The 19,926-nt window shown below is 38.7% G+C and carries 18 protein-coding genes and 1 riboswitch; of the genes, 16 read left to right on the forward strand and 2 right to left on the reverse strand.

What is annotated here, in order from left to right:
- Positions 1-50: 50 nt before the first annotated feature.
- Complete coding sequence (locus tag J7W16_RS05385) at positions 51-1,019, reverse strand: asparaginase (protein WP_210596216.1); 969 nt, start codon at positions 1,017-1,019, stop codon at positions 51-53.
- A 110-nt stretch (positions 1,020-1,129) separates the two neighbouring features.
- Between J7W16_RS05385 and prsW the strand changes: the two genes are divergently transcribed.
- The 12 genes from prsW (at position 1,130) to fni (ending at position 15,832) form a co-directional block, all read left to right on the forward strand.
- Positions 1,130-1,777 (forward strand): glutamic-type intramembrane protease PrsW, encoded by a 648-nt coding sequence (prsW, locus tag J7W16_RS05390; protein WP_210596218.1) that lies wholly within the window; start codon positions 1,130-1,132, stop codon positions 1,775-1,777.
- A 27-nt stretch (positions 1,778-1,804) separates the two neighbouring features.
- Positions 1,805-1,969, forward strand: a complete 165-nt coding sequence (locus J7W16_RS05395) for a hypothetical protein (protein WP_210596220.1) — start codon at positions 1,805-1,807, stop codon at positions 1,967-1,969.
- A gap of 99 nt (positions 1,970-2,068) precedes the next feature.
- Positions 2,069-2,173, forward strand: a riboswitch (SAM riboswitch).
- Between the two features lie 74 nt (positions 2,174-2,247).
- The gene (locus J7W16_RS05400) at positions 2,248-3,366 is read left to right on the forward strand and encodes a methionine biosynthesis PLP-dependent protein (protein ID WP_210596222.1); all 1,119 of its coding nucleotides are present in this window, start codon (positions 2,248-2,250) and stop codon (positions 3,364-3,366) included.
- A gap of 15 nt (positions 3,367-3,381) precedes the next feature.
- Entirely contained in the window at positions 3,382-5,214 is a 1,833-nt protein-coding gene (locus J7W16_RS05405) for a bifunctional homocysteine S-methyltransferase/methylenetetrahydrofolate reductase (protein ID WP_210596230.1), read from the forward strand.
- Positions 5,215-5,242: 28 nt separating this feature from the next.
- The gene (gene metH, locus J7W16_RS05410; protein WP_210596232.1) at positions 5,243-8,692 is read left to right on the forward strand and encodes a methionine synthase; all 3,450 of its coding nucleotides are present in this window, start codon (positions 5,243-5,245) and stop codon (positions 8,690-8,692) included.
- 165 nt (positions 8,693-8,857) lie between these two features.
- Positions 8,858-10,009, forward strand: coding sequence for a spore cortex-lytic enzyme (sleB, locus tag J7W16_RS05415; RefSeq protein WP_210596234.1), 1,152 nt, complete (start codon positions 8,858-8,860; stop codon positions 10,007-10,009).
- A gap of 19 nt (positions 10,010-10,028) precedes the next feature.
- Complete coding sequence (gene ypeB, locus J7W16_RS05420) at positions 10,029-11,381, forward strand: germination protein YpeB (protein ID WP_210596236.1); 1,353 nt, start codon at positions 10,029-10,031, stop codon at positions 11,379-11,381.
- Between the two features lie 114 nt (positions 11,382-11,495).
- A complete protein-coding gene (locus tag J7W16_RS05425) occupies positions 11,496-12,164 on the forward strand; it encodes a flagellar brake protein (protein WP_210596243.1) in 669 nt (222 codons plus the stop codon).
- Positions 12,165-12,260: 96 nt separating this feature from the next.
- Positions 12,261-12,923 carry a (d)CMP kinase gene (gene cmk, locus J7W16_RS05430; protein ID WP_210596245.1) on the forward strand — a complete coding sequence of 221 codons (663 nt, stop codon included), beginning with the start codon at positions 12,261-12,263 and terminating at the stop codon, positions 12,921-12,923.
- A gap of 1 nt (position 12,924) precedes the next feature.
- Entirely contained in the window at positions 12,925-13,503 is a 579-nt protein-coding gene (locus tag J7W16_RS05435; RefSeq protein ID WP_210596247.1) for a lysophospholipid acyltransferase family protein, read from the forward strand.
- A 95-nt stretch (positions 13,504-13,598) separates the two neighbouring features.
- Positions 13,599-14,756 (forward strand): 30S ribosomal protein S1, encoded by a 1,158-nt coding sequence (rpsA, locus tag J7W16_RS05440; protein WP_210596249.1) that lies wholly within the window; start codon positions 13,599-13,601, stop codon positions 14,754-14,756.
- 11 nt (positions 14,757-14,767) lie between these two features.
- The gene (fni, locus tag J7W16_RS05445; protein WP_210596262.1) at positions 14,768-15,832 is read left to right on the forward strand and encodes a type 2 isopentenyl-diphosphate Delta-isomerase; all 1,065 of its coding nucleotides are present in this window, start codon (positions 14,768-14,770) and stop codon (positions 15,830-15,832) included.
- A 51-nt stretch (positions 15,833-15,883) separates the two neighbouring features.
- On the opposite strand, the gene J7W16_RS05450 is transcribed toward fni, so the two are convergent.
- Positions 15,884-16,018: a YpzI family protein gene (locus J7W16_RS05450; protein ID WP_210596264.1), complete on the reverse strand. Its 135-nt coding sequence runs from the start codon at positions 16,016-16,018 to the stop codon at positions 15,884-15,886.
- Between the two features lie 125 nt (positions 16,019-16,143).
- On the opposite strand from J7W16_RS05450, the gene J7W16_RS05455 reads away from it, so the two are divergent.
- The 4 genes from J7W16_RS05455 to J7W16_RS05470 are packed head-to-tail and all read left to right on the forward strand — an operon-like array spanning position 16,144 to position 19,858.
- Positions 16,144-16,773 (forward strand): YphA family membrane protein, encoded by a 630-nt coding sequence (locus J7W16_RS05455; protein ID WP_210596265.1) that lies wholly within the window; start codon positions 16,144-16,146, stop codon positions 16,771-16,773.
- A gap of 49 nt (positions 16,774-16,822) precedes the next feature.
- Positions 16,823-18,136: a ribosome biogenesis GTPase Der gene (gene der, locus J7W16_RS05460; protein WP_210596266.1), complete on the forward strand. Its 1,314-nt coding sequence runs from the start codon at positions 16,823-16,825 to the stop codon at positions 18,134-18,136.
- A 17-nt stretch (positions 18,137-18,153) separates the two neighbouring features.
- On the forward strand, positions 18,154-18,777 hold the full coding sequence (gene plsY, locus J7W16_RS05465; RefSeq protein WP_246879862.1) for a glycerol-3-phosphate 1-O-acyltransferase PlsY: 624 nt from the start codon (positions 18,154-18,156) through the stop codon (positions 18,775-18,777).
- Between the two features lie 31 nt (positions 18,778-18,808).
- The gene (locus J7W16_RS05470) at positions 18,809-19,858 is read left to right on the forward strand and encodes an NAD(P)H-dependent glycerol-3-phosphate dehydrogenase (protein ID WP_210596647.1); all 1,050 of its coding nucleotides are present in this window, start codon (positions 18,809-18,811) and stop codon (positions 19,856-19,858) included.
- The last annotated feature ends 68 nt before the right edge of the window (positions 19,859-19,926 follow it).

Consider the following 19,926-nt stretch of genomic DNA (forward strand, 5'->3'; position numbering starts at 1 on the left):
AAAACTGAAAATCCAGCTGTAAGTTATTAGCTTACGGCTGGATTATTTCGCTATTTTAGAAATGCATCTTGTAAATTGGTATGGTCGGTTGTCTGTTCAAGTACAGCCATCAGTTTCAGACGTGCCTTAGGTCCATTTAAGCCATTTGTGAAAATAACTCCTAAATCTTTAAGCATCTTACCGCCACCTTCATAGGCGTAAGTATCTTGAACGACACCATTGAAGCAACGCGAGACTAATACAACCGGAGTATTTCGTTTAATTAATTCATTAAGTGCTGGGAGAATGGAAGGAGGGATATTTCCTTGACCCATTGCTTCAATGACTAGACCGTCTATGTTTGTACTACTGATTGCTTCTAATATAGAATTATCCATTCCTGCATATGTTTTTAACAAGGCTACATTTTTTGTCAATTTAGTTAGTGGATAGGTTTCTCTCGTAGCTAATGTATGGTGGAATGAAACTCCCCGTTTCGTCACAATGCCAATAGGTCCATATTGGGGGCTCTGGAATGTTGCGATATTACTTGAATGTGTTTTTGTGACATTTTTTGCCGTATGTATTTCATCATTGAGTACGACAAGCACACCTTTCCCAGAGGCTTGATCACTCTCCGCTACTCTGACAGATGCAATTAAGTTATGAGGACCATCCGCCCCTAACTCGTTACTAGAACGCATCGCACCAGTAATCACGACTGGAATATCCCAATCAAGAAGTAGATCCAATAAATAAGCTGTCTCCTCAAGAGTATCTGTCCCGTGAGTAACAACGATTCCATCGAGCTTATCTTCTCGGACTCTTTCCTTTAGTCGTTCGGCTAAATCAACCATTAAATTCGGAGTCATATGCGGTGAAGGTAAATTTAAATAATCATCAACAATAACAGATGCGATGGTTGAAAGGGACTCTATTGTGGAATATAATGGGTTTACTAGATGTGTGGTAACAGATCCTTGTTCATTTTCATGCATAGCGATCGTTCCACCAGTATGCAACACTAATATCTTTTTCATTTTAGCACCTCAACTTTATGTATCTATGATGTTAGTTTATCACAATATCTTTATTTAGCCTTTTTTTATACTCAATAAACCTAATGATGAATTAGAAGAAAGGATTAATAATGTTTGCCCTTATTACTGCAGCGATCGCTCCAGGCATGGCCTTATTATCTTATTTTTATTTACGAAACCACTATAATGATACAACAATCGGTCTAATTTTTAGAACCTTTTTTATTGGTGCTCTCCTAGTGTTTCCTGTTATGGTATTACAGTACGCTTTTACAACCGAGGGTTATTTTGAGCAAGCTTTTGTACGTGCCTTTCTTTTATATGGGTTTACTGAGGAGTTCTTTAAATGGTTTTTACTCTACTTTTTTACGTATCAGCACGCAATGTTTACTAGGAGATATGACGGAATCGTTTTTGGGGTTTCGCTTTCTTTAGGTTTTGCTTCTTTGGAGAACCTATTCTATCTCATTGCAAATGGTTTAGAAACGGCTATTGGTCGTGCACTTTTACCCGTTTCGAGTCATGCGTTGTACGGAGTGTTAATGGGTTATTATTTGGGTAGGAGTAAAGTAGAAGCAGAAAAACGAAAAAGGTATTTAGCTTATTCATTACTTTTGCCTGTTATATCACATGGTAGCTATGATTTAATTCTGGTTGTTTTTGATATGTACTTTCTAATTGGCATCGTTCCTTTTATGTTTTTCTTATGGTGGGTTGCTTTGAAGAAGGTGAAGCGGGCGAATGAGCTAGATATCTAATTTAGGAGTATGGATGGAGGAGTTACGATGATTACAAACAAACGATACCGGATCGTCATTCGTTGTTCACAATGTGGTGAAAAGTATATTTTACGTGGAAGACAAAATGAACAAGGTGAATATGAAACCGGATTTAAAAGATGTGTATGTGGAAATGAAGCCCATTTACATGTTGATGCAACACCTGAGTAAGCTTAGAAAAGAGAAGTTGATTTTTAAATTCTATTAAAAAAATCTCTTGCAAAATGACCTAACTTGTTGTAATTTTAGACTAATAAAATAATTTTTGAATTCTTATCAAGAGAGACGGAGGGAATGGCCCTATGATGTCTCAGCAACCAGCCTATAGTAGGTCAGGTGCTAAATCCATCAAGTCATTGACTTGAAAGATAAGAAGGAGTGCTTGCTGATAACAACAACACCTTCTTCTTACCGAGAAGGTGTTTTTTATTATACTTAGGGGGATTAACATGAATCGTGAAAAATTAGAAACAATTTTAGTGCAAATTGGAAATAGATCAGAGGATCGAACTGGAACCATTAATACACCTGTTTATTTTTCGACAGCGTACCGACACACTGGAATTGGTGAATCAACAGGATATGATTATGCGAGAACAGGAAATCCAACTCGAGAAGTCGTTGAAAATGCAATCGCTACCCTTGAAGAGGGAGACAGGGGCTTTGCGTGTAGTTCTGGTATGGCTGCAATCCAAACTGTTTTCTCTTTATTTGAACAAGGTGATGAGATTCTAGCGTCTAAAGATTTATACGGAGGTACTTATCGTTTATTTGAACAAGGCTGGAACCGATGGGGGCTGTCATTCGCTTATGCTGATCCCCGGAATCTTGAAGAATTTGAAAAGTCGATTAATGAAAGAACGAAAGCGTTATTTATTGAAACACCGACAAACCCACTAATGCAGGAAGCTTCGATTCCTGATTTGGCAAAGTTAGCCGAAAAACATGGACTATTGTTAATAGTAGATAATACCTTCTATACCCCGTTATTACAGCAACCACTTGTGGATGGGGCTCACATCGTCATACATAGTGCCTCTAAATATTTAGGTGGACATAATGATGTCATTGCGGGATTAATTGTTGCACGAGGTGAAGAGCTTTGTAATAAATTATTCTACTATCATAATGGAATAGGGGCAATCCTTTCAGCGTTTGACTCTTGGCTACTAATAAGAGGAATGAAAACGTTAGCCTTGAGAATGGAAAAACACGAGTCAAATGCGAAAGCACTTGTTTCATATTTAGAAACACAAGATGGAGTAACAGATGTGCTGTATCCAGGTAAAGGTGGAATGATCTCATTTCGTATTTTAGACGAAAAGTGGGTTAATCCATTCTTGCAACAGTTAAAGCTAGTTTCATTTGCAGAAAGTCTTGGTGGAGTAGAAAGCTTAATGACGTACCCTGCTACACAAACTCATATGGATATTCCTGAAGACATTCGTATTGCGAATGGTGTGTGTAATAGACTACTACGCTTTTCTGTTGGTATAGAACGTGAACAAGATTTAATTCAAGATTTAGATCAAGCATTTCGTTATGTAAAGGAACAGGTTGGTCGTTAATAAGGGGGAGAGTAGATGAAGAATTTTTTAGAAAGATTGGCTACAGAGATACTTATTGGCGACGGGGCAATGGGAACGGTTCTTTATGAACAGGGTATTGATCAATGCTTTGAAGAGATAAATCTAACAAAACCAGACAAGATCATTGATGTTCATCTTCAATACATTCAAGCAGGTGCTGATGTTATTCAAACAAATACGTATGCAGCAAATAGATTAAAGCTTGAAAAGTATGGATTAATTGACAAGGTTCCAGAAATTAACCGTAAAGCAGTAGAGTTAGCCCAACAAGCAGCGACAGAGGCTACGTATATTTTTGGAACGGTTGGTGGGATTCGGCGTTTTCATTTAGAAGAGTGGGAACTAGAAGTAATTGAAGAAGCATTTAAAGAACAAATTGAAGTGCTAGTAGCAGCTGGAGTCGATGGGCTTTTACTTGAAACCTTTTACGACTTAGAAGAAGCGATTATGGCAGTGACACTCGCTCGACGTTTGACTGATTTGCCGATTGTCATGAACATTTCACTAGGTGAGGTTGGGGTGTTAAATGGTGGGATTGCTGTGTCTGATGCATTCGATCAATTGTATTTAAGTGGTGCAGATATAGTAGGGTTGAACTGTCGTATGGGGCCGTTTCATATGCTTCGTTCATTTGAAACGATTCCATTGCCTGCTAAAGGTTATTTTTCTGCTTTTCCAAATGCAAGTCTACCTGATTATCGTGATGGTCGAGTGTTTTATCAATCGAATGCGGACTATTTTGAATCAATGGGTAGGAAATTTGTTGAACAGGGTGTACGTTTTTTAGGCGGGTGCTGCGGTACAACGCCAGCTCATATTGAGGCATTTGCACAAGTTAAGGCAACGGAAAAACCAGTTACGAATAAAATCGTACGTCCTATTGTCTTTACTACATTAGAGTCTCAGGTAACAAAACGTAATCAAAAGCCTTTAACTGAAATAATTAAAGTGAAAAAATCGGTCATTGTTGAGTTAGATCCACCGAAAAAATTAAATACTGTTAAATTTATGCAAGGAGCACAGGCATTAAAGAACGCAGGTGTTGATGCCGTAACAATGGCAGACAATTCCCTTGCCTCTCCTCGAGTAGACAATTTGGCATTGGGTTCAATGATTAAAAGTCAGGGAGTGCGTCCACTCGTTCATATTACCTGCCGTGATCGTAATCTAATTGGACTTCAATCTCACTTAATGGGACTGCATGCTTTAGGAATAGATGATGTGCTTGCAATTACTGGTGACCCTACAAAAGTTGGTGATTTTCCAGGAGCAACCTCTGTCTATGATCTAACATCTTTTCAATTAATTCAATTCATTAAGCAATTAAATGAAGGGCTTTCTTTTTCAGGCAAGGAGCTTGGCCAAAAAGCTTCTTTCTCGATCGGGGCAGCATTTAATCCTAACGTTCGTCATTTAGATAAGGCTGTTCAACGAATGGAGAAAAAGATTGAAAGTGGTGCTGATTATTTTATGACACAGCCAATGTATAGTGCTGATCAAATAGAGGCGCTCTATCATGAAACGAAGCATATTGAACAACCAATTTATATTGGAATTATGCCACTAACAGGCACAAGAAATGCAGAATTTTTGCACAATGAAGTTCCGGGAATTAAGCTCACCGATGATATTCGTCAAGCAATGGCGGCATGCGGTGAAAATAGAGATGCTGCAACCCTTGAAGGATTAACGATTGCGAAATCATTGATTGACACAGCACTTACCTATTTTAATGGAATATATTTAATTACTCCATTTTTACGTTATGAAATGACTGTCGAGTTAACGAATTATATTCATGCACAGAAATTATCGTTACAAAACTAGATAGAGAAGTGGTAGAAGGGATGAACATATGACTAAGTCTTTGTTTGAACAACAGCTGGAAAAGAAAATTTTAATACTAGATGGTGCGATGGGAACAATGCTTCAGCAAGCAGACTTAACTGCTGAGGATTTTGGTGGCGAAGAATTTGAGGGGTGCAATGAGTATTTGAATGAAACTGCCCCTCATGTGCTTGAACGGATTCATCGTGAGTACTTAGAGGCTGGGGCTGATATCATTTCAACGAACACGTTCGGGTCAAGTGATATTGTTTTAGATGACTATGATTTAGGTCACAAAGCAGAAGAACTAAGTCGGATCGCAACAGAAATCGCCCGAAAGGTCGCAGATGAATTTTCAACTGCAGAGTGGCCGAGGTTTGTTGCTGGTGCAATGGGACCAACGACCAAATCACTATCTGTAACTGGTGGAACGACATTTGAAAAATTAGTGGAATCATACCAAGAACAGGCTCGAGGTATCATCCTCGGTGGTGCAGATATCCTTTTACTTGAAACAAGTCAAGATATGAGAAATGTTAAAGCCGGATATATCGGAATTGAACAAGCATTCGCGGAATTAGATGTGCATCTACCCATTTTTATCTCTGGAACGATTGAACCAATGGGGACAACACTAGCGGGACAAAATATTGAGGCGTTTTATCTCTCGCTTGAACATATGAATCCTACTGTAGTTGGGTTAAATTGTGCAACAGGACCTGAGTTCATGCGAGATCATATTCGATCGCTTTCAGAATTGGCTACTACTTATGTTAGTTGTTATCCGAATGCTGGCCTACCTGATGAAGAGGGACATTATCATGAATCGCCAGAATCACTTGCCCTAAAGTTAGCGGCATTTGCCGAAAAAGGGTGGTTAAATGTTGTGGGAGGTTGTTGTGGAACGACACCAAAGCATATCGAAGCAATGGTTGAAGCAACAAAGAACTTTGAACCTCGTGTGTTTGAGAAGGAACACCCACACGCAGTTTCTGGGATTGAGCCGCTGATTTATGATGATAGCATGAGACCATTATTTGTTGGCGAAAGAACAAATGTCATTGGATCGAGAAAATTTAAGCGACTTATTGCCGAGGGGAAATTTGAAGAAGCATCTGAAATTGCACGTGCTCAAGTAAAACGTGGTGCCCATGTTGTTGATGTATGTTTAGCTGATCCGGATCGGGAAGAGATGGAGGACATGGAACAATTCTTGCAATTTGTTGTCAATAAAGTGAAAGTTCCTCTTATGATTGATTCTACCGATGAGAAGGTCATAGAAAAAGCTTTAACTTACTCACAAGGAAAAGCAATCATTAATTCAATTAATCTTGAAGATGGAGAAGAGCGCTTTGAAGCTGTTATTCCAATTGTCAAAAGGTTTGGTGCAGCAATAGTTGTTGGAACAATTGATGAAGAAGGTATGGCTGTTTCTGCCCAGCGGAAATTAGAGGTCGCCAAACGTTCACATGATCTCCTTGTTCATAAATATGGAATGAAGCCAGAGGATATTATCTTTGATCCACTCGTATTCCCTGTTGGTACAGGTGATGAACAGTATATTGGTTCTGCTAATGCAACAGTTGAAGGAATTCGATTGATTAAAGAAGCACTGCCAAAGTGTTTAACGATCCTTGGAGTTAGTAATGTTTCTTTTGGATTGCCACCAGTTGGACGAGAAGTTCTGAATGCTGTTTATTTATATCACTGTACACAAGCAGGTCTTGACTACGCCATTGTTAATACTGAAAAATTAGAACGCTATGCATCGATATCTGATGAGGAAAAAGAGATGTCGACAACGCTTCTTTTTGACACAACTGATGAAACACTTGCAGAATTCACAGCCTTTTACCGAGGGAAGAAAGCAGAGAAAAAGGTAGAGCTTACGAATATGTCACTAGAGGAGCGACTTGCTTCTTATATTGTTGAAGGAACAAAAGAGGGGCTAGCAACCGATCTTGATCTAGCTCTTGCAAGTTATGAAGATCCGCTTGATATTATTAATGGACCACTTATGACAGGTATGGACGAAGTTGGTCGCTTATTTAATAATAATGAACTTATAGTTGCTGAAGTACTACAAAGTGCCGAAGTAATGAAAGCCTCTGTTGCTCATCTAGAACCATATATGGAAAAGAAGGAAGATGACAATGGCAAAGGTAAAATCCTTTTAGCAACAGTCAAGGGAGATGTCCATGATATAGGGAAAAATCTTGTTGAAATTATTTTAGGGAACAATGGTTTTAAAATTATCAACTTGGGAATTAAAGTGACATCAAATGAACTGATCGAAGCAGTCGAAAGGGAGAATCCTGACGCAATTGGTCTATCAGGGTTACTTGTTAAATCTGCACAGCAAATGGTGTTAACGGCACAAGATTTAAAACAACAGCAAATTTCAATTCCGATTTTAGTTGGAGGAGCGGCTTTAACAAGGAAATTCACAAATACAAAAATCGCCGCTGAGTATGATGGACTCGTTCTGTACGCGAAGGATGCAATGAACGGTTTGGAAATTGCCAATCGTTTGGCGAAGCCTGATGAACGAGAGAAATTAACGATTGAACTGGCTGAGGAGAGAGCAAAGAAGGAAGCTGTTCGCTTACCTGAACGAGAACCTATAGAGGACCGACCGATTGTTGAGATGAAATCTGACGTTGTAAGAGATGGCAGAATCTACACACCAACAGATTTAGATCCCCATATTTTAAGGGATTATAAGTTATCTCATTTAGAGCCTTATATAAATATGCAGATGCTGCTTGGTCGACATCTTGGCTTACAAGGTAAAGTGAGTCGCCTACTAGAAGAAGGGGATGAACGAGCTACAACGTTAAAAGAAAAAGTTGATCATTTCTTAGCTGAAGCTAAGAAAAATCAAGTTATTCAAGCACATGGTATGTATCAGTTCTTTCCAGCACAAGCAGATGGTAATGATATTATCATCTATGATCCTAAAGATCAGACAAAGATACTTGAGCGATTTTCTTTTCCAAGACAACGTCAAAAACCATACTTATGTCTAGCTGATTATCTAAGACCTATTTCAAGTGGAGAAATGGACTATGTTGGTTTCTTAGCAGTGACTGCTGGTCATGGAGTACGAGATTTAGGGGAAAAAGCAAAAAATGATGGTGATTATCTATATAGTCATTTAATCCAAGCAGCAGCTTTGGAAATTGCAGAAGGCTTTGCTGAGCGTGTCCATCAACAAATGCGTGATCGGATGGGTTATCCGGACTCTGCTGATATGACAATGGACCAACGCTTTGCAGCAAAATATCAAGGAGTACGAGTATCGTTTGGTTATCCGGCATGTCCGAATCTTGAAGATCAGGAAAAACTATTTAAGTTGTTAAAACCAGAAAAAATCGGTATTCAATTAACTGAAGGATTTATGATGGAGCCAGAAGCCTCTGTAACGGCAATGGTATTTGCCCATCCAGAAGGTCGTTATTTTAATGTTTTAGGATAAAAAGAAAAAAATATGTACTGACTCTCAGTTTATAACTGGGAGTTTCTTTGTGTTTTTCACTTTTTTTTCATATTTTGTATAAAAAAATAGCTAAAACAAACAATATCCCTATCAATCATGACAAATACAGGATATGTCATGAATCAGAGACAAGGAGGATACAACATGAAACACAATCTGTTTTCGTTAAAGATTCCATTTATTATGGTAATCATTTGTTTCGGTATTCTGAGTCATTCAGAAACTACCCATGCCTTCTCAGATCAGGTGATTCAAAAGGGAGCAACGGGTGATGATGTTGTAGAATTACAGTCACGACTTCAATATATTGGCTTTTACAACGGCACCATTGATGGAGTCTTTGGATGGGGGACTTACTGGGCTGTTCGAAACTTTCAAGACGAATTTGGCATGACAGTGGATGGATTAGTAGGACCACAAATGAAAGATAGGCTAAATAAAACGACAAATTATAATAAAGAATTTGTCCAGAATGCATTAGAAGAAGGAAGGAAATTTACTCATTATGGAACGACCCCACTAGAAATACAAAAAGGACCTAAAGGAAGTGCAAGTGGAGGTCAAAAAAAACCAGCTAATCAAGGTCAAGCGAACGAGCAAGGTCAAGGGAACCAACAACAAGAGCAAGCTAATGAGCAAGGACAAGAAGGTGGCAACCAAGGCGAAGAGCAACAACGAGGTGAAGGTCAAGCGAACGAGCAGGGGCAAACGACAGGTGACCAAACCGAGCAAGCAGAACAGCAGCAGCAAGAGCAGGAAGATCAAGCTCAGGGTCAAGCAGCTGAACCTAATGAAGCTGATGACCAAACTGCACAACCCGAGCAACAGCCGCAACCAGCTGAAGAAACACCGGTTGAAGAGCCAGCTCCAGAACCAGAGCAACCCGAGGAGCAAGATAACAACGCAGATATTCAGAAGGCAACGAATGTTCCAGCAGGCTATTCTGATAACGATATCCAATTAATGGCTCAAGCAGTTTACGGAGAAGCCAGAGGTGAATCGTATGTTGGACAAGTAGCAATAGCAGCAGTGATTATTAATCGCATCAACAGTCCAATCTTCCCTAATACAGTTTCTGGAGTTATTTTTGAACCTCGTGCCTTTACAGCTGTTGCAGATGGACAGATTTATATGACACCAAATGAAACGGCAAGACGTGCTGTACTAGATGCGTTAAACGGGCAAGATCCAACCGGAAATGCGATTTACTACTTCAATCCAGATACGGCTACATCAGCATGGATTTGGTCAAGACCGCAAATAAAGAGAATTGGAAAGCATGTGTTCTGTCATTAATTTTTGGAGGTGAAAAGAGATGGTGCGAAATTTTATAATTGGTTTTTTAACAATTGCTGTTATCGCGACTGGAATCTGGGGATTTCAAGAGCAGAGTAAAAATGAAACACTAAGTATTACAGCGGAAAATAATTATCAACGAGCGTTTCATGAATTGGCTTTTCACTTAGATCAGATCGAGGAAGAGCTTGGATCTACTTTAGCAATGAATACACGCCGTCAATTAACGCCGGCTTTGTCAGAGGTTTGGCGTTTAACAAGCTTGGCAAGAGAAGATATTGGGCAACTTCCTTTAAATTTTGTTGAAATAGGGAAAACAGAAGAATTTCTATTTAAACTAGGTCGTTTCAGTTATCGAACATCGATTAGGGATTTGGAAAAAGACCCTCTGACCGATGAGGAGTATGAGACACTTAAGAAATTATACGGATATTCAAGTGAAATCCGTGATGAAATTCGTCATGCACAAGGAATGATGCTAAGTAACGGAGATCGTTGGTTAGATGTTGAACAGGCACTTGAGGAATCTAAGGAGCCGATTGATAACAAATTAGTTGCGAATTTCGAGATTATGAATAAATCAGTAAAAGGATATAGTGAGACAGAATGGGGTGCAAGTCTAGCATCAATTGACGATTTAAATGGTGAGTTGAAAAAAGCACTAGAGTCTGGCGAAGAGACATCAAAGGAAGAAGCTGAGTCGATAGCTCTAGAGTACTTAGACATGAGTGAAGAAACAGACGTACATGTGTCAGAGACCGGGAATGGACTGGAGTATCCTGCATACACTATTGTCATTGATGACCCTGAGCATGAAAAACACTACTACATGGATCTAAGTGTTTTTGGTGGACAACCGTTATGGTTCTTGCAAGATCGACAAGTGGAAGAGCCGGAGATCGGTTTAAATGAGGCAGTTAAAAGAGGACAGGAATTCTTAGAGAAGCATGACAAAGATGGTATGCAACTTGTAGAAAGTAAACAATATAATTCAATTGGGATGTTAGAATACGTCTATATTGATGAAGGTGTTAGAATATACCCAGATCTTATCCGACTTGAAGTCGCACTTGATGATGGTGATATTTTGGGATATGAAGCGAAAAGCTATTTAATAAACCATAAGGAAAGAACGATTCCTGAGCCGAAACTTACTGCGGAAGAGGCGAAAGATCGTCTAAATCCCCGCCTTGAAGTTATGGAGGATCACATAGCAGTCATTGAAAATGACTTAGGTCAAGAAGTTCTTTGCTATGAGTTCTTTGGAGTCATTGACGATAACACCTATCGTATTTTTGTTAATGCTGAAGATGGTGAAGAAGAGAAGGTTGAGTTACTTGAACCAGCAGAACCTGTGTACGATTTTAGCTAAAATGATGAAAGAAATTAAAGAAGAGGCTTCTAAGGCTTCTTCTTTTTTTCTTTTCGTGTAATAATAGAAATATCTATACAAATTGCTCATTTTGTATGAGAGGAGAAAATAAGTGTGATAGAAATAGGTGCAACCATCTTCTTGGAGTTGCAAGAAGTTGATGAAAAAGAAACAAAACCTCAGCGCTTTCGTTGCCGTTTGGTCGATAGAACCGAGACTAATTTAGTAATAGATTATCCAATTAATGAAAATACCCAAAAACCTAGTTTCTTTTTTGATGGAACAGAATTTAGAGCTTCTTTCGTTGGCAATGACCAGGCTGTTTATAGCTTTGACACTGAGATAGTCGGTCGAAAAAAGATAAATATTCCTGTCTTATTTATTAAAAATCCAGGAGAAGATAGGTATACAAGAATTCAGAGAAGAAATTATGTCAGGGTAGAAACGTCAGTAGATGTTGCTGTCCATCCTACTTCTAATGAGTTTGCCCCCTTTCGGTCAATAACTGTAGACATTAGTGGTGGTGGGTGTGCGGTTGTGATTCCACCTGGAAAATCATTACCTGAAAAAGGTGAGATAGAACTTTGGCTCGCTTTAACAATGCAATCAGGAGAAATGGTTTACGTTAAGACGATATGCAAAATTATTCGTATTATCAAGACAGCTAATGAGCGTGAAAGAGCTTCATTACAGTTTTCTACGATTGCTGATCAGGATCAGCAGAAAATCATCCGTTTTTGTTTTGAAAGACAATTGCTTCTTAGAAGAAAAGAGCAAATTTAGTGTATGAATTGTTTCTTTCGTTAGACCGGTAAGGTGAGAGTATGATAAAATTTATTTAAATCCAATTTAGGAAGTTTGCTGGAAGGTGTAAAACAGATGAATATTGCAATCGATGGACCTGCAGGTGCAGGGAAAAGTACAGTAGCTAAGCTTGTTGCAGAGAAGTTATCATATTTGTATATTGATACTGGTGCCATGTATCGTTCGTTAACGTTTGCTGCACTACGTCAAAGGGTAAATTTAGAAAATGGTTCTGAATTACGTACCCTTTTAGATACGCTTACAATTGATTTAAAACATGACTCAGAGCAAGTAAAAGTATTTCTTAATAATGAGGATATCACTGAACAAATCCGTTCCAATGAAGTAACCTCAAATGTGTCGCTCGTATCGAGTCATGAAGAGGTGCGAACTGAAATGGTCGAACGTCAAAGACTACTAGCAAAAGTGGGACGTGCTGTTTTGGACGGTAGAGACATAGGGACTTATGTTTTACCGAAAGCTGAAGTTAAGGTGTTTTTAACAGCTACTGTCGAGGAGCGGGCACGACGACGTCATGAGGAGCTTCAAGCTAAAGGACTTCAGTCAGATTATGAACAACTTAAGATTGAGATTGCTAGACGTGATGAACTAGATTCTAGCCGCGTATTTGCTCCTTTAAGAAAAGCCGATGATGCTATAGAAATTGATTCAACGCATTTAACGATCCCCGAGGTGGCAGATGCAATTATCGATTTAACAAAGGAGAGAACGGTATAGTATGGGGATTTATGAAGTGGGTCAGGCGGTTAGCCGTTTGTTTCTATCTAGCTCTTATAACGTAAAAATCATTGGCAAAGAGAACATTCCTAATGAAGGAGGAGTGATTCTTTGTTGTAATCATATTAGTAATTTTGATCCACCTTTGCTTGGGGCGTACATTACGCGTAAGGTTCATTATATGGCAAAGCAGGAGTTATTTGAAAAGCCTGTATTAAAAGGGCTACTACCAAAACTTGGTGCATTTCCAGTTCGACGTGGAATGAGTGATAAGCAAGCATTAAGAACGGCTTTAACTCTATTGAAAAACGGAGAAATGATTGGCCTATTTCCTGAAGGTACACGTAGTAAAAATGGTCAATTAGGAAAAGGAATGGCAGGGGCTGGATTTTTTGCATTACGATCTAATGCTACTGTTGTTCCATGTGCGATAATTGGACCATATAAAAGGAATACATTAATACTTGTTTATGGAAAACCAATTGATTTCACTGATATGAAAGAAAACAAAGCTACCGCTGAAGATGCTACGGAGCTTATTATGAAGGAAATTAAACATTTAATTGAAACAACAAATTAATCTGTTATTCATATTCTTTCGCAAGTGTGAAAGATTTTATAATAATAAACAGAATACCGCACCAAGCTGCGAGTATTGAAGGAGGCAAAAGTCAAATGGTCGAAGAAATGAACAATGAAATGACAGAATTTAAGTCTTTATCTGTAGGTGAAATTGTCACAGGTAAGGTAACGAAAGTCGAAGAAAAACAGGCGTTTGTTCACGTCGGGTTTAAAGTAGATGGCATCGTTCCAATTAGCGAACTTTCAAGTTTACACATTGAAAAAGTGAGCGATGTTCTTTCAGTTGACGATGAGCTCGAGTTAAAAGTAATTAAGGTAGAAGACGATGAGCTGATTCTTTCCAAGCGTGCAGTACAAGCGGAGAAAGCATGGGACGAACTCCAACAAGCATATCAGTCAGGTGAAATTATTGAAGCAGAAGTAGCAGAGGTTGTTAAAGGTGGTTTAGTCGTTGATGTAGGTGTTCGTGGTTTTATTCCAGCATCATTGGTTGAACGCCACTTTGTTGAAGATTTTTCTGACTATAAAGGGCGCAGACTTCGTTTAAAGGTTGCCGAAATTGACCAAGAAAATAATAAGTTGATTCTTTCACAACGTTCTGTGCTCGATGAAGAGGTTGAATTTAAAAAACGTAATGTGCTTCAATCACTAAGAACAGGTGATATTGTCGAAGGAAAAGTACAAAGACTTACAGACTTTGGTGCTTTCGTTGATATTGGTGGTATAGATGGTCTAGTACATATTTCTCAGCTAGCACATCAACGTGTTGAGAAGCCATCTGACGTTGTATCAGAAGGTGACGCAGTGAAAGTGAAAATTCTTTCAGTTGATATTGATGGAGAGCGCGTCTCACTATCGATTAAAGATACATTAGCGGGTCCATGGGAATCTTTTTCAGAAACCGTGAAAACAGGTGATGTATTAGAAGGAACCGTTCGTCGTCTTGTGACGTTTGGCGCATTTGTTGAAGTCGCTCCAGGTGTTGAAGGACTTGTACACATATCACAAATTGCTAATCGTCATATTGGAACTCCGTCCGAGGCACTATCAGAAGGTGAAAAAGTTCAAGTGAAGGTGCTTGATGTTAATGCTGATGAAAAACGAATTTCATTAAGCATCAGAGCTCTAATAGAAGAAGAAGAATCAAATGAGGAAGATTATAAAGCCTATGCAGCATCCAAAAGAGATGAACCAACCGGTTTTTCTTTAGGAGATATGATTGGCGATCAATTAAATAAATATAAAAAATAGGTGATGTGGCTTTGAGTAGATCGACTCGGAAAATAGATCATATTAACCATGCATTAAAAACAGGACAAAGTCGTTTTCATGGTTTTGACGATGTTACTTTTGTTCATAATAGTATCCCTGAGTCGAAGGTTGAAGCTATCAGTCTCTCATCTATAATCGGCGAACTTCATTTAAGTTCGCCGATTTTTATTAATGCAATGACTGGTGGCGGTGGCGAAAAAACTGAACAGATTAATCGAGAATTTGCTGAAGTTGCAGCTGAAACAGGTGTTGCGATGGCAGTTGGTTCACAAATGTCTGCGATTCGTGATGTAGAACAACGACGAAGTTATCAAATTGTTAGAAAAGCAAATCCAAGTGGAGTTGTTTTCGCAAACCTTGGTAGTGAAGCAACCGTTGAACAAGCAAAACAGGCTGTTGATATGTTAGAGGCAAATGCAATGCAAATCCATTTGAATATCATTCAGGAATTAGTAATGCCAGAGGGCGATCGTGATTTCAGTAATACATTGACTCGAATTGAATCAATTGTTCGTCATTTGGATGTTCCTGTTGTCGTCAAAGAAGTTGGCTTTGGAATGAGTAAAGAGACTGTTGATAGACTAGCCTCAGTCGGGGTGTCTATTGTAGATATAGGTGGCTATGGGGGAACTAATTTTTCTAAAATAGAAAATGAACGTAGAGAAAGACGCTTAAGTGTATTTGAAGACTGGGGAATTTCAACAACCTGTTCTATCCTGGAAGCATGTTCGGTACAAAAAGATGTAGAAGTCATTGCTTCAGGAGGCATCCAATCATCACTAGACTTGGCTAAAGCGTTAGCGCTTGGGGCGAAAGCAGGTGGTTTTGCTGGTCATTTCCTTAGAATTCTAACGAATCAAGGTCAAGAGGCGTTAATCAAGGAAATAGAGACCATGCATATGGAGCTTCGTTATATATTAGCAGCCGTTCAAGCAGATAATCCTCTTGAATTAATGAATGTCCCTATCGTTTTATCTGGACAGACCTATCATTGGGCTAGTCAAAGAGGGATTGATCCGTTAAATTACAGCTTACGTACAGGAAAAGGATATTAAAGATAAGGATTTAGGAAATCCCCAAAAGACAATTGTCTTTTGGGGATTTCTTTATTTGCGTTGTTGCTCTCTTGCCTCTTCTGGACTTTGTAATTCACTAGCCCCTGAGTACTTTATGCTTTGATCGCGATCTGATTCAACTCGGTTAGATTCTTTTAGCTTCTGTTCTTGACGATCTTTTCCCATTATTCATACCTCCTCAGAAAACCTAAATTTCAACGCTTATTTTGCCCTTTTTCTACTCTTTCTATGTATCAAAATGGTTAAAATTATTCCTGTTCGTCGATACTTTAGTAAGAGGAGGGGAAGAAATGGACGGGGTTTTTTTATATTGGTTTGGGTGGGGATTTTGGATTATCATTACCTTTTTATGGACTAAATCATCAAAGCGTTTTTGGAGTGCATTTGCCATTTTGCTTTTGTTATGTCTTTTTCCGATAACGATAACGATAAGTGAACGAACCTTTCACATTGTGTTTTTATTATTTTTGCTATTTATTTATTACCAAATTGGACAATTTAAGAAAAGACAAAAATATTTCAGCTTTCCGATTTCCACGATTGGCATTGCCGCGTTTTATGCAGGATTTCAATTCATACTGATCTTTGATCCCGTTGTCCAAATAATCGATAGTCGTTGGATGATTGGAAGTGTATCAGCAATGTTAGCTTATTTAATGTCAAATACGTTTAAAACAAGGCTTATTCTTGGTATTGTTGGTGTTATGCACGGGGAGCTGTTAGTTAAGTTTAATGAGAATTTTTTTGATACTAGTAGTGCGATTGGTAGTGCCTATTTTTTTGATGTGTTGGCAATTATTTGTAGTATTTATGGAGTCGGTTGGTTGTTACGAATGCTCTCGATCACACTTTCTAAAATGGCTTCATCCCAATTAAAATGGAGAAATGGTCGACAATATTCGGGAAATCAGATAAAATGAACAAGTTGTAAAGAAATACTTGGAAATTTAGAAGGAAGGTTGTGACTGAATGTCAAAGCCAGTTGTAGCAATAGTGGGACGTCCAAATGTCGGGAAATCAACAATTTTTAATCGAATAGTAGGAGAAAGAGTAGCCATTGTAGAGGATATGCCAGGTGTTACTCGTGATCGTATATACAGCAGAGGTGAATGGTTAAATCGTGAATTTAACCTAATTGACACTGGAGGTATTGAGCTTGGTGATGAACCATTACTGATTCAAATGAGAGCACAAGCAGAGCTAGCGATTAAAGAAGCTGATGTGATTATTTTTATTGTTAATGGAAGAGAAGGAATTACTGCAGCCGATCAAGAAGTATCTAAAATCTTATTCCGCTCAGACAAGCCGGTCGTTCTTGGTGTAAATAAAATTGATAATCCAGAAATGCATGAAGAATTATACGAATTTTACTCTTTAGGGATGGATACACCTTACCCTATTTCAGGCTCACACGGACTAGGATTAGGGGATCTTCTTGATGCCGTTATCAATCATTTTCCTGAAGAACAAGAAGATCCGTATGATGAGGATACCATCCGCATATCATTAATTGGACGACCTAATGTTGGAAAATCGTCTATTGTCAATGCAATGCTTGGCGAAGAACGCGTAATTGTGAGTAATATTCCTGGAACGACTCGCGATGCAATTGACACACCTTTTTCGCGGGATGATCAAGATTATGTCTTGATCGATACGGCAGGTATGAGAAAACGCGGAAAAGTTTACGAGGCTACTGAAAAGTACAGTGTCCTGCGTTCACTAAAAGCAATTGAACGTTCGAATGTCGTTCTCGTTGTAATTAATGCAGAGGAGGGACTAATTGAACAAGATAAAAAGATTGCTGGTTATGCACACGAGGCAGGACGAGCGGTTATCATTGTTGTCAACAAATGGGATGCAATTGAAAAAGACGACAAAACAATGAAAAACTTTGAAACGAAACTAAGAGAAGAGCTCTTATTCTTAACGTATGCGCCAATCTTATTTGTTTCAGCTTTGAAAAAGCAACGTCTCCAGCATGTGCTACCAATGGTACTTAAGGTTTCACAAAACCACTCACTACGTGTACCTACAAACGTGTTGAATGATATGATTATGGATGCTGTTGCAATGAACCCTACACCAACCGATAAGGGGAAGCGTTTAAAGATTAATTATGTGACACAGGTTGCTGTCGAACCACCAACTTTTGTTTTCTTCGTAAATGAACCAGAATTGATGCATTTTTCATATGAACGGTTTTTAGAAAATCGCTTAAGAGCAACTTTTGAATTTGAAGGAACGCCGATTAAAATTTTTGCTAGAAAGAAAAATGTGTAAAAGGGAGAGAGAGCGATATGGAGGAAGGAACAATGGCTATTGCCCTCATATTCGTCATAATTTTCAGTTATTTACTCGGTTCGATTAGCTTTAGTTATTTAATCGCAAAAAAAATTAGGAAAGTCGACATTCGTCAACATGGAAGTGGGAATGCAGGTGCGACAAATACCTTACGTGTTCTTGGTGTAGGCCCTGCTGTTGCTGTACTTTCACTTGATATACTTAAGGGGATTGCGGCTGTCTGGTTTGGTGTGCTACTAGCTCCAGATAACATGGGTGTATTTCCAGCATTAGCCGGATTCGCGGCCATTATTGGCCATAACTGGCCAATATATTATGGTTTTCGTGGGGGGAAAGGGGTAGCGACAACAATTGGTGTTTTAGCTACTTTAGTATTTTTACCAGCTCTGATTGCCGGAATTATTGCCATACTTAGTATCATTTTTACAAAGTATGTCTCTCTAGGATCTCTTATATTTGTCATTGGTACATCGATTGTGACATTTATCATGGGTGATTATCCAGATGCCTATTTCTATTTGACAATTGTTGTAGCTCTTTTATCTTTATGGAGACATCGTACTAATGTTCAACGTCTTTTATCTGGAAATGAGAGTCGTATTGGTCAAAAAACAAAATAGTTTAATCTGAAGTTTGGGAGGGAATTGTGTGATGAAGAAGGTTGCTGTCATTGGTGCAGGAAGTTGGGGAACAGCTCTAGCGATGGTTTTAGCGGATAATGGGCATGATGTCCGACTTTGGGGGAGAAGGAAAGAGCAGATTGATGAAATCAACCATCAGAAAACAAACTCTAAATACTTACCAGGTATTACTCTTCCTTCACAAATAAAAGGTCATTATATCCTAGCAGATGCCGTTAAAGATACAGAGATTATCTTACTGGTTGTCCCTACTAAAGCAATGAGAGAAACAGTTCAGGAGCTTAAACTAATCATATCTCGTGATGTCACGGTCATCCACGCTAGTAAAGGGATTGAGCCAGGTACACATAAGCGAATATCAGAAATTATTGAAGAGGAATTTACAGGTTCTAACTTCTTAAAGCATGTTGTCGTTCTCTCAGGTCCAAGTCATGCAGAAGAAGTCAGTAAACATCAACCGACAACCGTTACTGTTTCCTCAAAGAGTGAACAGGCGTCAGAACTCGCTCAGGATTTATTCTTTAATCAATATTTCCGTGTCTATACAAATCCTGATTTAATTGGTGTTGAAATCGGTGGTGCTTTAAAAAATATTATTGCACTTGTTTGTGGGCTAACTGAAGGACTAGGTCTAGGGGATAATACGAAAGCAGCGATTATGACAAGAGGGTTAACTGAGATTGCCCGGATTGGTATGGCACTTGGTGCAAACCCAATGACATTTGCTGGTCTTTCCGGTTTAGGTGATTTAATTGTTACGTGCACGAGCATTCATTCGAGAAATTACCGTGCAGGTCAGTTACTTGGACAAGGAAAGACATTAGAAGAAGTTCTTGATACAATGGGTATGGTTGTTGAAGGAATTCGAACAACGAAAGCTACATATGAATTAGCTAAACAAATAAATGTTGAAATGCCAATTACAAACGCATTATATAAAGTTTTATTTGAACAGCTTAGTCCAAAGGAGGCAACTGGTGAGCTGATGGGTCGTGTCAAAAAACATGAAGTTGAACGATTGCCAACAGATCTCTTGCAAGCTGATTTTAAAGAGGACTAATTCTGAACAAAAGAAAAAAACCGCTGAAAATGGTGAAATCCATCAGCGGTTTTTTCGATGTGAAAATA

Source organism: Halalkalibacter suaedae, assembly GCF_017939705.1.
Classification (GTDB): Bacteria; Bacillota; Bacilli; order Bacillales; family Bacillaceae_D; genus Halalkalibacter; species Halalkalibacter suaedae.